The organism is Leptospira ainlahdjerensis, from assembly GCF_016919175.1.
Taxonomy (GTDB): Bacteria; Spirochaetota; Leptospiria; order Leptospirales; family Leptospiraceae; genus Leptospira; species Leptospira ainlahdjerensis.
The window spans coordinates 79,422-91,461 of sequence record NZ_JAFFPU010000042.1; the positions used below are offsets into that span (position 1 = coordinate 79,422).

Below are 12,040 nucleotides of genomic sequence, written 5' to 3' on the forward strand. Positions count from 1 at the left end.
CTCAATCAGTTTAAAATCGAGATGCCAATCAAAATTAGTGAAACTGGGAGATAAAAAAAGAAGAAGTAGAGTCTTCCCGCTTTCTTCCAGGGTTTCTGCATTTTTGGTTCTAAAAGTTCGATCAGTTCTTCTTCGCTTGCGTTGTAGAGTTCGGAGGCGTCGTTCATTCCATACAAACGCGAAGCCAGACGGAGAAACGCTTTTTCACGATTGACCTTTAGATATTCCTTACTCGCGGAAACAAGATCGGAATCGTCCGAAAAAAGATTTCGAAACACGGAAGGAATTTCGTAGAATTTTCCGATGAGAAGGCTTGAAAAACGGGTAAAAAGGCCCAGATAGAAGAGGGACGCGTATTTGACCGCCTCCATTTTTAAACCGAAGACGATGATAAAACAAACCAAGTAAGCCCCGTAACCGAGGACGAGTCCTGATCTTTCGAAAAAACGATTCCAAAATACTTCTTTGTCGAATTCTAAATCAATGGATTCCAGGGAGGCGACTGCGGCGGTTTTGTCTTGGGTCATCGGGTAAATTAAGAAAAAGGAATATTCTCGGTTCTTCTATCCATCCAAAATTCTACACTCGAAATGACAAATCAATTCGAGCCGCTCCGTTCTCATTTTACAAAACATCCGGCTTCCGGGAAACAAAAAGGAGGTTTGAGAATTCTCATCTTCCGGGATGTTTTTTTCGTGAAATTCTAAAAGATTCGCCGTTCTTCGCTGCTTGGGAAGAGGCGGGGTCGGGGGAGACATAACCAACAGGAAGGCAACTTTGTTTTTTAAAAAATGAGTCCGATCTTTCCTTCTTCTTTTTCTTCAGGGGGAAAAGAGCGGGAAGACCGAAAATCTTTTCATACGAGGCCTCCTGGATGTCGACTGCACTCAAAAGAAAAGAAAGAAAAATTCAAACCGGAGAATTCTGGACCTCCCGCCAGAGACAATCTCACTCCATTCATTATAGCGTAAGTTACCGCGCCTCGTTCAAACCGGAACTTCCCGCGTTCTTTTTGGATAAATATCTTTCCGGAAATAAGGGAGTTGTTTTGGATCCGTTTGGAGGAAGAGGAACCACTTCGATCCAAGCAAATCTCGAAGGACATACCGCGATTCACAACGATATCAGCCCGATGTCTTTGTTTCTTGCGAAGTCCAGACAGATCGTTCCTTCCATCGAAAGTATGGAGAAAATTCTTTCTGGTCTGAATCTAAAAAAGAAAACCGCCGAAGAAAAGGAAGACAAGGACCTTCTTGCGTTCTATCACAAAGACACTTTGAACGAGATCAAAAATCTCAAGAGAATTCTCGCAAAGGACGGAACTCCTGAAATTCAATACATCGGTGTCACGGCGCTCTCTCGTTTGCACGGACACAGCGACGGATTTTTTTCGGTTTATAGTTTTCCTCAGATTTCCATTCCTCCGAGCGCTCAGAAACGCAACAACGAGAAGAAGGGGATTCGTCCCGAATACAAGGAGATCAAGTCTAGAATTCTACAGAAGATGAAACGGGATCTAAAAACTCCGCTTCCTCCCTTCTATCACGAGTTTTCCGGAAGAAACCGTTATACGAATCATTCTTCTCTCCATCTGGAATCACTGGAAGATTCGGTTACCGATCTTGTCATAACGTCTCCGCCTTTTTTAGATAAGGTGAACTACGAAGAGGACAACTGGCTTCGATACTGGTTTTTAGAGATCGAACTTCCGGACCATAAGAAGCCGAGTATCTTCTCGACACTTTCCGGTTGGACCGAGTTCATTCATGGAACTTTGGAAGAGCTTTCCCGCGTTCTCAAACCTGAAGGTGTTTGTGTGATGGAAGTCGGAGATATCAAAAAGGGAAGAACCGTCTTTAATCTGGACGAATATGTGATCCAAGCCGCGAACAAAACGGGTTTAGAATGGGAGACCACGTTTATCAACGATCAGAAGTTTACAAAACTTTCCAACTGTTGGAACGTCTCGAATAACGAAAAAGGAACCAACTCGAATCGTTGTGTCGTGTTTCGAAATTATAAATAGAAGAATGTGTGGGAACTCCTATGGTTTCCCGAAACGTTTTTCTAAAAAAAAGATGGGGTCTTTCTACAATTTTTTGGCCGCATCCGCTGCGCGGTCGGGCCGCTCCGGGCTCGCGAAGTCTCGCTCGGTCTAAAACGCGACAAAGTCAATTTTAAGAAGTTCAACGTTTTCCGAAGCAGCGCGTTTTAGACTAAACCCTTCGTGTCCCTTGCGGTGTGGGAACTCCTTCGTTTTCCGGTAACATTTTGATCGGAACCCGACCCAAATGATCCTCTTTGAATTGCATTTTGGGTCCGGGCCGTACGATGGCGGGAGATCTGCCCGGAGAGGGGGTAGCGTAAGACGCTTTGCGGCTGCAGCGAGGGGGAGACTTCCCCCTAATCATTCAACTTTCATTTTTTACGAATTCTGTCCCTTTTTAGAAGCTTTCCCCTTCACCAATTTCGTAATTCTTCCGAACTTGAATACAGAAGAGGGTTACCGGATTATGATGCGCTCACTCTGGACTGCGGCTACGGGTATGATTGCCCAGCAATTCCATATCGATACGATTTCGAACAACTTGGCGAACGTGAACACGACCGGTTTTAAAAAGAACCGCGCGGACTTTGAAGACTTGGTCTATCAACATCAGGTTTTGGCCGGAACTCCGGCCACTTCCGTAAGTGAAATTCCTACGGGAGTGAATGTCGGTCACGGGGTTCGTGCCGCGGCCTCTCAAAAACTTTTCGAGATCGGTTCCTTCCAAGCGACCGGAAACAAACTGGATATGGCGATTACGGGTGAGATGGGATTTTTCAAAATCCAGATGCCGGACGGTAGTTTTGCATTCTCCAGAGACGGATCGTTTAAGATCGACTCCAATCAACAGGTTGTGACGTCTAACGGATATCTTCTGGAGCCTCCCCTCATTCTTCCCGAAGGCGCCATCTTAAATACTCTTATGATCTCCGAACAAGGAGAAGTTACCGTAAAGGTCGGGGCTGACATTCGCCCGATAGTCATCGGTCAGGTCGAACTCTATCGTTTTGTAAACCCTGCAGGTCTCACCGCAATCGGAAAAAACTTATTCCAAGAAACCATGGCTTCCGGTCCCGAAATTCCTGGGACTCCGGGAATGGAAGGTTTTGGAAACGTCCTTCAGGGTTTTTTAGAGATGAGTAACGTGAAAATCGTGGAAGAGATGGTGAACATGATCGTGGCCCAAAGGGCTTACGAATCCAATTCGAAGGCGATTCAAACCTCGGACAACATGCTCTCGACCGCGATTTCACTCAAGAGATAAGAATTTTATAAATTTCTTATGAAGATCGCAACAACGCTCCTCTTTCTCATTTTGTTTCTAAATCCTCTTTGGGGACGGGGAGTTTCCGGAATTTATCTAAAAGGTCGTGCGGTTGTGGAAGGGGACGAGGTTCTTCTTTCCGCCATCGCGAGAATTCCGGACGGCCTCGAAGATCGAGTCATTCTTAAAAATTTAAAAAAACCGGTCTTTGTGGGCACCAAGGAAATTCTGAACGTCTACAGGGATCTGGATCCGATCGTGACAGGAAAAGAAACGCTGGTTCTCCCTCTCAATCACACTCTGGCAATTTCCGAAATCACCGATTCCCTCTCGAACGAAATCAAAAAGAAACATCCGGGAGAAGAATTTCGTCTAACGTTCTTATCCGGTGAAACCAAGGTTCCCTCCGAAGGAGTCGAACTTCGCTGGGCCAATCTTTCCTCCCGTCTTCATCCGGGACAAGTGATGGCCTCCTTGGAAATTTTTTTTCAAAATCAGAAAGTGCACACTTTAAGAATTCGATTCCAAGTGGAACAAAAGGTTCGCGTTCAAAAAGCCGTCAGGTCTTTGAATAAGGGAATCAGAATCGCCGAAAACGACTTTCAGGAAGAAGAGATCCTGACTCCCGAGGAAATATTGGACTCTCCGGGAAAAGAACTCCTGGGTTCCACTCTCTTGAAGGATATGAACGTGGGTGAAATCTTCCGCAAAAAACACGTCCGCAAGATCGCAGACGTCCAAAGAGGCGGAGAAATTCTTATGGTCTATCACAGGGGTAGCCTTGTCCTCAAGACAAAAGTGAAGGCCTTGAGTTCGGGAAACATCGGGGACGAGGTTCAGGTTACCACCCATTCCAGAGAAGGGCAGATGAGAGCGAAGGTCGTGGATAAGAATACGGTGGTTACTGAATGAAATTCGAATCTGTCAAAAAGCTCTTCTTCGATTTTTTTCCGGGAATCCTCGGAGGAACGGTTTACGTTTTTTTAATATTATTCCTTTTTATCGAGGACGGATCCAAGCTGAGAGCTCAGGATTCCTCCCTCTGGACCGACAAAAACCCATATTCGGTACGACAGAATATCAAAGTTGGGGCTCCGATCTATATCCGAATCACGAACGGACTTCAGGCGGAGTTCGAACTCGAGTCCAACGCCGACGAAACCCTGACCCTCAAGGCCATGCCCGACAAAAAAATCATTCCCGACATGCCTTCGTATAACAACGATCGTACGATTACGCGCAAAAATAAGGGTAAGATCAAATCGCTCGGAAAGATCAAAGGAAATCTAACCGCGCTCGTAACCTCGGTCGATCCCAATACGGGACTTCTTACGATTCAAGGTCAGAAAGCGAGCGTGATCAACGGGGAAGAGAATAGCCTGATTCTCGGGGGAACGGTAGCCCCTGAGTTTGTCGAAAAGGATTCTTCCCTGAATTCGGATAAGATCGCAAATTTGCAGATAACATACAGCGGTAGAATCAATCCAAAACAGGTGATTCCTCCGATCGCCCTCAAAACCGTCTCCAATCCGGACGGATCCGTGACAATCAAGGCCGAACTTTCAGAAGAGGAAAAACAAAGGCTGATCCTGAATCAGCTCAATCGCCTTTTAGGGGAGTCACAATGAAATTTAAATATTCCATATTCTTTATATTATTTTTATCCCTGCTTTCTGCATTGTCCGGAACCGAACTTCGATTGAAGGACATCGCGAAAATAGAAGGGGTTCGTGAAAATCAAATCACTGGGTACGGAATCGTGGTCGGCCTTCCCGGAACAGGCGACGGCAAAACACCTCTGACTTCCGAAAGTATGAAAAACTACCTCAAAAATCTCGGAGTAGAAGCCAATCTAAAACCGGATCAAACGAGAAACATCGCATCCGTTCTCATCACAGCGACGATTCCCACCTATGCGAGAAAAGGTGATAAGTTAAACGTTGTGGTCTCTTCGATCGGAGACGCAAAGTCCCTGGAAGGGGGAGTTCTTCTCCAGTCTCCGCTGAAAACCGCGGGGGATAAAACCTTTGCCGTGGCGTCCGGAGTGATTTCCTTCGGCGGAAGGCAGGAACAGGAACGAGGATCCGGCGCACGCGGAAACAAAAAGACGGTCGGTCTCATTCACGGAGGAGCGATCGTTGAACAAGAGTTAGATCAGAATTTTTATGCTTCGGAAAGGGTACAAATTCAACTGGACAATCAGGACTTTACTACCTTGAACGCGGTGATCACTCAGATTCGATCGATTCTTCCCGGAAAACATGGAATCGGTCCCGAGTCGGTAGTTCCGGTTTCTCCTTCGGAAATCAATATCGTCCTCGGGAAAACCTTTGAAAATAAATCGGACTTATTCTTAACTTTATTAAGCGACATCGAAAATCTTACGATAGAAACCCAGGTAAAACCGAAGGTTGTTATCAACGAAAGGACCGGTGTAATCGTAATGGGCGGTAATATCACGATCGAAGAAGTCGCGGTTTCGCGATCGGGTTTGCATCTTTCCGTAACGGATAAAAACAGAAAACGCAACTGGCTCGGAAAGGAACAGGAACCCGTAAAAAGTTCCTTTCTTATCGAAGAGTCTACAAGCGTGGGCGACGTCGTGGAAGCTTTGAACAAAGTGGGCGCTTCCACGAGAGATATCATCGCAATTTTAGAAGCTCTCAAAAAATCGGGGGCCTTACACGCCGAACTGGAGATCCAATGAAAATCGATTCTATCAACGATTATACAAACAAGTTAAATCTTCTTGAGAAGTCGGAAGTCCGTAGTCTAATCAACGCCGAAAACGCAAGTAAGGGAAAACAGAACGTCTCTTTTCCGGATCAGCTCCGGGAGGAATTTAACGAAAAACTCTCCGGTAAGATCAGCTCCTCCGAAATCCGTCTTCCTCACAACATCAAAGAGGAGATTCAAGCTGACCCTTATCGCAAAAAATTGTATTCGGCATCGGTGGAATTCGAATCGATCTTCGTAAAGATGATGTTAACCGAAATGAAAAAGACCGTGGAAAAATCGGGTTTGATCGACGGTGGACACGCTGAAGAAATTTTCGAAGATATGCTCTACGACGAATATGCAAAAAATCTTTCTTCCAATTCCTCGCTCGGGCTCGCGGAACAAATCTATCAATCTCTCGCTTCCAATCTTCCTCCCGTAACCGGTCTCAAAAAATTGGATCAAAAAGTCTGATCGGCCTTAGCCGATCAGGTCGGTAAATTTAATCGTATCCAAATCGTTCTGAAGTTTTTCTTCAGTCTTCTCCACCTTGGATTGAAGATTGGAAGGAAATAGTTTTAATCCCGCGTCCCCAGTCAACAGAGGTTCCGGAATTTTCCGATAAATGTCGCCTACGCTCAAATCCGCCGATGCGGCAATAGGAACGTATTCGTTTTTTTTCGTTTCCGATAAGAATCCCAATTCGCATAGTTTTTTTGTAAGAACCGGAATTTCTTCCTCTTTCAAACGGGAAATGAGAGCGATTTCGTGCGAAGAGGATGGAATTTTTTTATCCTTCTGAATCTGATACGCGGATTTCAAAGTAAGGATCAGCTTTCTAAATTCGTTGCTCGTGGAAGAATGCATTGATTCCAAGGATTGAAGAGGCGCCAGATATCTTTCCTTAAATTGTAGCGAAGCTGTGATTTCCGCTCCGAATAATACGATTAGAGAAAGTGAATATACTCCCAATAAAAAGATAGGGATTGCGGCTAACGCTTTGTAGATGATCATCGTCGTTTCGCTGAACGAAGAAAGATAAACTTGAAATCCCCAGAGAAAAATCAAAAAAATTACACCCGTCACCGCGGCGCCAACCGAAGAAGCTTTGAGAGGAACTTTTGTATTCGGAATTAGAGAATATAGACTCAAAAAAAAGAGCCAGATTCCGGAAAGCGGAAAAAGAATTCTTAAAAAGGAGTAGATCGAAAAGACGCTGTCTCCTCCCGTTACAAGCGTCGTTGAAAACTTCTGATCCTTGGATTCAGTGATACTGATCGTCCTGTATTCGCCCACGTTTAACATTCGGATTTTTCCGTTTTCCTTTCTTTCCAAAAGGAGATTGGCCCAGAGTTTACCGTTGAGGGGAGTGTAAAAAGGATTCCAGTGATCGCCCTCATCCGTGGATATCAGGATGTGACCGAGGCTGTCCATGGCGAAAAGTTCCATCGTATCCGTTCCGGTAAAGGACCAGATCCGAATAAAATTGTATCGTTTGTGACTGGTTTCGATCCAGCTGTTTCCGCCGTCCTTGGATCGGTAGATGACCCCTCTTTCTCCCGCTAAAAAAATGTCTCCGTTTTCGGTTCTATGAATATCATGAAAGGATAAATGAGTCAAACGGTTCGGATAGAAGGTAAAACCTTTGTCGTTGCTCGTCCAGACCGTTCCCGATTCGTCTGCGATATAACCGTTTAACGGATCCGGAAAATAGACTTTGGACGCGTTCATTTTCAATCTGTCTTTGAAAATCGGTTTAAAAGAGATTCCTTCGGGAATGTAATGGAGAACTTCACCATTCTTGAATACAATAAAAATATTGTTTTCGTCCACAACCTCGATGTCTTTGAGTTCAACACCTTCCAAGGAAGTCAACGTCCAAACCGAGGATTCTATCGGCTTTATGAGAAGGGCCCCTTTTTGGGAAAGGACATAGATGATTCCGTCCCGAATTCTAATCTTTAAAAAATCGGAGGCTCCGATATCCGGTTTTTTGCAAAAGTCGAGTCTTCCTCCTAAATTATCCAAACATTTCATGTTTTCAAAATCGATCTCGTCTTCGCGGATTGAATATTCTCTCTTTAGATTTGAATCCATTCGGAACAACGTTCCATTCTCACCGCTCACCCAAATTTTTTCAGAAGAATCCTTTTCCATAGAAAAGTAATGAGGAGGTCTGAAAAAATCTATGGTCTTTTCCGCAACACCTTCGCCGATTACAAATAGAAGAGGCCCGATCGCCAAAACAAAAAAATAAAAAACCAATTTTTGAAATAAGGACCGATTGGATTGAATTTTCCAAATCCCGTTGAAGGCGTTTTCGAGAGAGCGTAAAACCGCAGTCGCGGAAAATACAAGAATGACAAAACCGATGGCTCCGATCTGTGACGCGGTGTCGATCAAATCGCCGATCGCTTCCAAATAGGTGTTGATGTCGACGTTGATATTACTTTGCAGAATGAAAGTGTTGATCGTATCAAAAATTTCCTCTTTTCGATTTTCCAAACCGGAGGTAATCGTGATCAAGGAGAGAGCTACGGTCAACATGGGAATGAGCGAAACGATCGTGGTATAAGAAATTCCGGAAGCCTGCATCAGACAATCGTCTTTGATAAAACGATACGCGGAACCGACGATGACCCTCAAGAAAAGTACGAAGTAACGTAAGAATCCTCTTTCAGGAATCTTTTCGGAGTCGGTCAGCCAACCCGGTTTTAAAAAATGTAACATCCTTCATTCTACCTTGAAGCTGTACAGTACCATCGACGATGTCAACGGTCTGTCTTTCTTTTTGAATTTGCTTTTCCAGTGATAGATTCCGATACGAATCCATTTCCAATAATCGCACCAGGAACGGAAACTACCTCTGGATTTGAGTAACTTTGCCGAGAGAGAAAAGTCGACTCCGGGATACGTGATATGATCGGTAAAACCGGATTGATCAAGAATTTTTTTCAGATTGGATTCGGAATAATAATAAAAATGTCCCGGAAGATAGTAGTGATAACTGGGACCCGCTTCGAGCGCCTGCCATCCTTCGAAGTTTGCGGTTTGAAGAAGAAGAAGGCCTCCGGGTTTTAGAATCCGATTTAGTTTCGCAAAAACATGCAAAGGTTCGGAGAGGTGTTCGATCACTTCGATCAGGGTGACTACGTCAAAAAAATTTTCAGGAAGAGCTGCGTCCAAGAATTCTCCGGTAAAAACCTTAAATCCTCTGGATTGTGCGACCTCGGCCGAAAAAGGAGAAATTTCGACTCCGGTCACTCCGAAGCCTGCTTCCTTGGCGCAGTTTAAGAATCCGCCGAAAGAACAACCCACGTCTAAAAATTCTCCCTTAGTAGGTTTGAATTTTAGAATGTTTTTGATCCGGGCTTTCCAAACATAACGATCGAACTTTTCTGTTTTTCTTTCGTCTCTGTAGGAAAAATCGGCGGACCCACTATAATATTCTTCCGTATACAAATCGGAAGCTTCCGGTCTCGGGAATTGCGTTTGTAAGCCGCAGGAAGTGCATAAGAATATCGGTATATTATAATGGTTGAATGTAGAATTATATAGGAATTCCCAGCTGCTTTTCCGGCAACAAGGACAGATTTCGTCTAAAGTTTGGCTAGGAAAATCCAATGACAAATCCTTTCTTCGAGTTTTCCGAGAGGAGTTCGCTCTGTGTATCCGAATTCCACTTGGGAAAAACCGTTCAGATCTTGTTTTAATTCTTCCAGGGTATAAAATCGCGAATAGGCGCCTTTGAGATCGGGGGTTTGGATCGTTGTTCCTTTTGCCTGAAGGTGTGTGTCGCCGACAGCGCGGACGGATCCTGCAAGATATCCACCGGGTTTTAGGATTCTTTTTTTCTCGTCTAAGATCTGTTTTGCGAGTTCGACTGTGTTGTAATGAAGTACTCCCCAACTTACGATTAAATCGAAGAAGGAGTTTTCAAAAGGGAAGGGCGGATTTCCGGTCACCGATGCGTTTACAAACGGATAGTCTTTTGAAATTGTCCGGACAGAATTCTCCGTATAATCCGTCGCAAAGACTTGATAAGCGAATTCGTTTAACAAAAGAGAATGTCTTCCGGAACCGGCTCCGAAATCCAAAGCCTTTTGGGGAACTGAAGATCCCTCCGAATCCGCTTTGATTTTGGAAAGTATTCTTACCAGGTTTTCATCCGGATATGCGAGTCTGGATTTGTTTCGTGTATAATGTGTGTTCCACGCCGACCGGGAAGACGGTTCAGACGGATTCAAACTTGCCTTCCAGTCTTTTGTGCACGGAGGTTTTCCATTCTTCCAGACTTTGATTGTTTTGTTCCGGCCCTAAGAGTGCAATGCTCCGGGTGCGCGCCGCATTCCCTTCGTTTGTTTTTAGGACTTCGCCAGTTTGTTTCCATTTTAGATCGAAGATAAGTTTTTCTTTTCCTAAGGTTTCAAAAGAAGAATGTTCCACGAACTTGGATTTTCCTTCCGGAGGAGCGGAAAAAAATACTCCTCCGTATTTTTTGGGAACTTCGAAATAGGAAAGAAACGGTTTGATTTTTTCTCCGACCAAAACCCGAATCAGATTTTCGAAATATTGAGTTCCGAAGTAGTTGGGAATGAGAAAGTCCGCTAAAAATTCTCCTCCGACTTCCGGGACCGCTTCGATGAGAAAAATTTCTCCGAGAGGATTGATTCGAAACTCGGCTACAAAGGGACAGTTGTTCATCTTTGTCGCGGCGACGAGGGCTCTACAGTTGAGTAGAATTTCTCCCACGAGTTCCTGATGTAAAAAGGGAAGTGTATGAGCGATTTCTAAATAAGGCGTGTAAGAAGTTACGTCCTTGTGAGAGATCGATGCCGGAAAGAATTCCTTGTTTTGAACGAGGCCGCAAACCGTAATCTCAAATCCGGGAATGTATTCCTGCGCGATCCATTCTTCTTTTTCCGTTGTGTTTGAAGAAGTTTTTTTCTTGGATGAGGTTTTGGTTGCGGGAAGTTTTTTTTTGGACTTTAGATAGTGTTCCCATTCTTCCGGTTGATAAAAGGTATGAATTCCTTCTTTGCTTTTTCCCCGCGCCGGTTTTAAGACGAATGGAAATTGAGTTTTTGAAATTGCTGAATGGAAATCGATTCTTTCCGGAACTAAAATTCCGACCCTTCGGGCTGCTTCATTGAGAAGATTCTTATCGGAGCAAATTTCAACGGAGTCAAGGGGCGCATAACGCAGTTTCATCTTATCGGCGATATACGAAGTTGTGTAGGTCGCTTTCCCGTAGGAGCGCGTTCCCACTCCGACGATCCGACCTTGCAGAGGAAGTTCGGAAGCCGCCTTAAGAATTTTACGATATTCTGTTACGGATTCTAAAATACGAAGGGAAGCGAGGCCGAGTCCCGGTGCACGATCGTTTTGATCCACTGCGATGACAGTGTATCCCAATTGGCTCGCAGAGGAGATGAGAGGTATTTGGTTGATACCGGCTCCTATGGAAAGAAAATACCCCTTCTGTTTCATTTCCCTTCGTATTTCTTTGGATCCCCTAAGAAAGTCAAAGGATTTTTAAACGCGAAGGGCGAGATTAGAGATCCAATCCTCTGCTGTCTTCGGATCGGTATAGAAGTGTTCGTTGTCTCTTCCGAACTTTTCTTCGTAAGAATTTATTTTGGTCTCGTCTTGATGAACGTGAACCGCGCCGATACAACGAATTCCGCGAAGATTTCGAAATTGCATTTGTTTGGATTCTTCAAAAAGATTCAGATATCCGACTTTCCATCCGTAGTCGGAAAGAACTTTCGGGATGATCGTACGAAATCGTTTGTGAGCTTCCAGATTCGCAGCTTCGAACCCGTGAAGATTTACGAAAATTTTGAAAACTCCGTTATCCGGTATTTTTTCGAGAGTTTCAAGAAGTGTCTTTTCCCAGAGCTCCACATCCTGCACTTCCACTTTGCCGCTGATCGTTGTGGAAATTAATTGTTTCTCGGGAATCCACCGGGTCGTCGTCTTTGTCATTTTTATCCTGAAGCGTTCCGTTT

At 44.5% G+C, this 12,040-nt stretch carries 12 protein-coding genes; 6 read left to right on the forward strand and 6 right to left on the reverse strand.

Going from position 1 to position 12,040, the window contains the following annotated elements:
• Nucleotides 1–5: 5 nt before the first annotated feature.
• Nucleotides 6–527 carry a hypothetical protein gene (locus tag JWG45_RS12115; protein ID WP_205279960.1) on the reverse strand — a complete coding sequence of 174 codons (522 nt, stop codon included), beginning with the start codon at nucleotides 525–527 and terminating at the stop codon, nucleotides 6–8.
• 347 nt (nucleotides 528–874) lie between these two features.
• On the opposite strand from JWG45_RS12115, the gene JWG45_RS12120 reads away from it, so the two are divergent.
• The 6 genes from JWG45_RS12120 to JWG45_RS12145 all read left to right on the forward strand — a co-directional run bounded on the left by JWG45_RS12120 (nucleotide 875) and on the right by JWG45_RS12145 (nucleotide 6,503).
• A complete protein-coding gene (locus JWG45_RS12120; RefSeq protein ID WP_205279961.1) occupies nucleotides 875–2,026 on the forward strand; it encodes a DNA methyltransferase in 1,152 nt (383 codons plus the stop codon).
• Between the two features lie 490 nt (nucleotides 2,027–2,516).
• Nucleotides 2,517–3,311 (forward strand): flagellar basal-body rod protein FlgG, encoded by a 795-nt coding sequence (flgG, locus tag JWG45_RS12125; RefSeq protein ID WP_100784264.1) that lies wholly within the window; start codon nucleotides 2,517–2,519, stop codon nucleotides 3,309–3,311.
• An 18-nt stretch (nucleotides 3,312–3,329) separates the two neighbouring features.
• The gene (gene flgA / locus JWG45_RS12130) at nucleotides 3,330–4,223 is read left to right on the forward strand and encodes a flagellar basal body P-ring formation chaperone FlgA (protein WP_205279962.1); all 894 of its coding nucleotides are present in this window, start codon (nucleotides 3,330–3,332) and stop codon (nucleotides 4,221–4,223) included.
• Entirely contained in the window at nucleotides 4,220–4,939 is a 720-nt protein-coding gene (locus JWG45_RS12135; protein WP_205279963.1) for a flagellar basal body L-ring protein FlgH, read from the forward strand. The genes flgA and JWG45_RS12135 overlap by 4 nt, the downstream gene beginning before the upstream one ends.
• Nucleotides 4,936–6,018, forward strand: coding sequence for a flagellar basal body P-ring protein FlgI (locus JWG45_RS12140; RefSeq protein ID WP_205279964.1), 1,083 nt, complete (start codon nucleotides 4,936–4,938; stop codon nucleotides 6,016–6,018). The genes JWG45_RS12135 and JWG45_RS12140 overlap by 4 nt, the downstream gene beginning before the upstream one ends.
• Nucleotides 6,015–6,503, forward strand: coding sequence for a rod-binding protein (locus JWG45_RS12145; protein ID WP_205279965.1), 489 nt, complete (start codon nucleotides 6,015–6,017; stop codon nucleotides 6,501–6,503). Before JWG45_RS12140 ends, JWG45_RS12145 begins: the two co-directional genes overlap by 4 nt.
• A gap of 6 nt (nucleotides 6,504–6,509) precedes the next feature.
• Here the strand turns inward: JWG45_RS12145 and JWG45_RS12150 are convergent, their stop codons facing one another.
• Genes JWG45_RS12150 through JWG45_RS12170 form a run of 5 tightly spaced genes read right to left on the reverse strand, consistent with a single transcriptional unit; the run spans nucleotide 6,510 to nucleotide 12,017 of the window.
• Nucleotides 6,510–8,759, reverse strand: coding sequence for a YhjD/YihY/BrkB family envelope integrity protein (locus JWG45_RS12150; protein WP_205279966.1), 2,250 nt, complete (start codon nucleotides 8,757–8,759; stop codon nucleotides 6,510–6,512).
• 3 nt (nucleotides 8,760–8,762) lie between these two features.
• The gene (locus tag JWG45_RS12155; protein ID WP_205279967.1) at nucleotides 8,763–9,653 is read right to left on the reverse strand and encodes a class I SAM-dependent methyltransferase; all 891 of its coding nucleotides are present in this window, start codon (nucleotides 9,651–9,653) and stop codon (nucleotides 8,763–8,765) included.
• Entirely contained in the window at nucleotides 9,629–10,276 is a 648-nt protein-coding gene (locus JWG45_RS12160) for a class I SAM-dependent methyltransferase (RefSeq protein WP_205279968.1), read from the reverse strand. Before JWG45_RS12160 ends, JWG45_RS12155 begins: the two co-directional genes overlap by 25 nt.
• Nucleotides 10,263–11,519, reverse strand: a complete 1,257-nt coding sequence (locus tag JWG45_RS12165; protein WP_205279969.1) for an ATP-grasp domain-containing protein — start codon at nucleotides 11,517–11,519, stop codon at nucleotides 10,263–10,265. Before JWG45_RS12165 ends, JWG45_RS12160 begins: the two co-directional genes overlap by 14 nt.
• Before the next feature lie 45 nt (nucleotides 11,520–11,564).
• Nucleotides 11,565–12,017 carry a hypothetical protein gene (locus tag JWG45_RS12170; protein ID WP_205279970.1) on the reverse strand — a complete coding sequence of 151 codons (453 nt, stop codon included), beginning with the start codon at nucleotides 12,015–12,017 and terminating at the stop codon, nucleotides 11,565–11,567.
• Nucleotides 12,018–12,040 lie beyond the last annotated feature (23 nt).

Coding starts and splice junctions, on each gene's coding strand:
- JWG45_RS12115 (WP_205279960.1), bottom strand. CDS start 527: ATGACCCAAGACAAAACCGCCGCAGTCGCCTCCCTGGAATCCATTGAT.
- JWG45_RS12120 (WP_205279961.1), top strand. CDS start 875: ATGTCGACTGCACTCAAAAGAAAAGAAAGAAAAATTCAAACCGGAGAA.
- flgG (WP_100784264.1), top strand. CDS start 2,517: ATGCGCTCACTCTGGACTGCGGCTACGGGTATGATTGCCCAGCAATTC.
- flgA (WP_205279962.1), top strand. CDS start 3,330: ATGAAGATCGCAACAACGCTCCTCTTTCTCATTTTGTTTCTAAATCCT.
- JWG45_RS12135 (WP_205279963.1), top strand. CDS start 4,220: ATGAAATTCGAATCTGTCAAAAAGCTCTTCTTCGATTTTTTTCCGGGA.
- JWG45_RS12140 (WP_205279964.1), top strand. CDS start 4,936: ATGAAATTTAAATATTCCATATTCTTTATATTATTTTTATCCCTGCTT.
- JWG45_RS12145 (WP_205279965.1), top strand. CDS start 6,015: ATGAAAATCGATTCTATCAACGATTATACAAACAAGTTAAATCTTCTT.
- JWG45_RS12150 (WP_205279966.1), bottom strand. CDS start 8,759: ATGTTACATTTTTTAAAACCGGGTTGGCTGACCGACTCCGAAAAGATT.
- JWG45_RS12165 (WP_205279969.1), bottom strand. CDS start 11,519: ATGAAACAGAAGGGGTATTTTCTTTCCATAGGAGCCGGTATCAACCAA.
- JWG45_RS12170 (WP_205279970.1), bottom strand. CDS start 12,017: ATGACAAAGACGACGACCCGGTGGATTCCCGAGAAACAATTAATTTCC.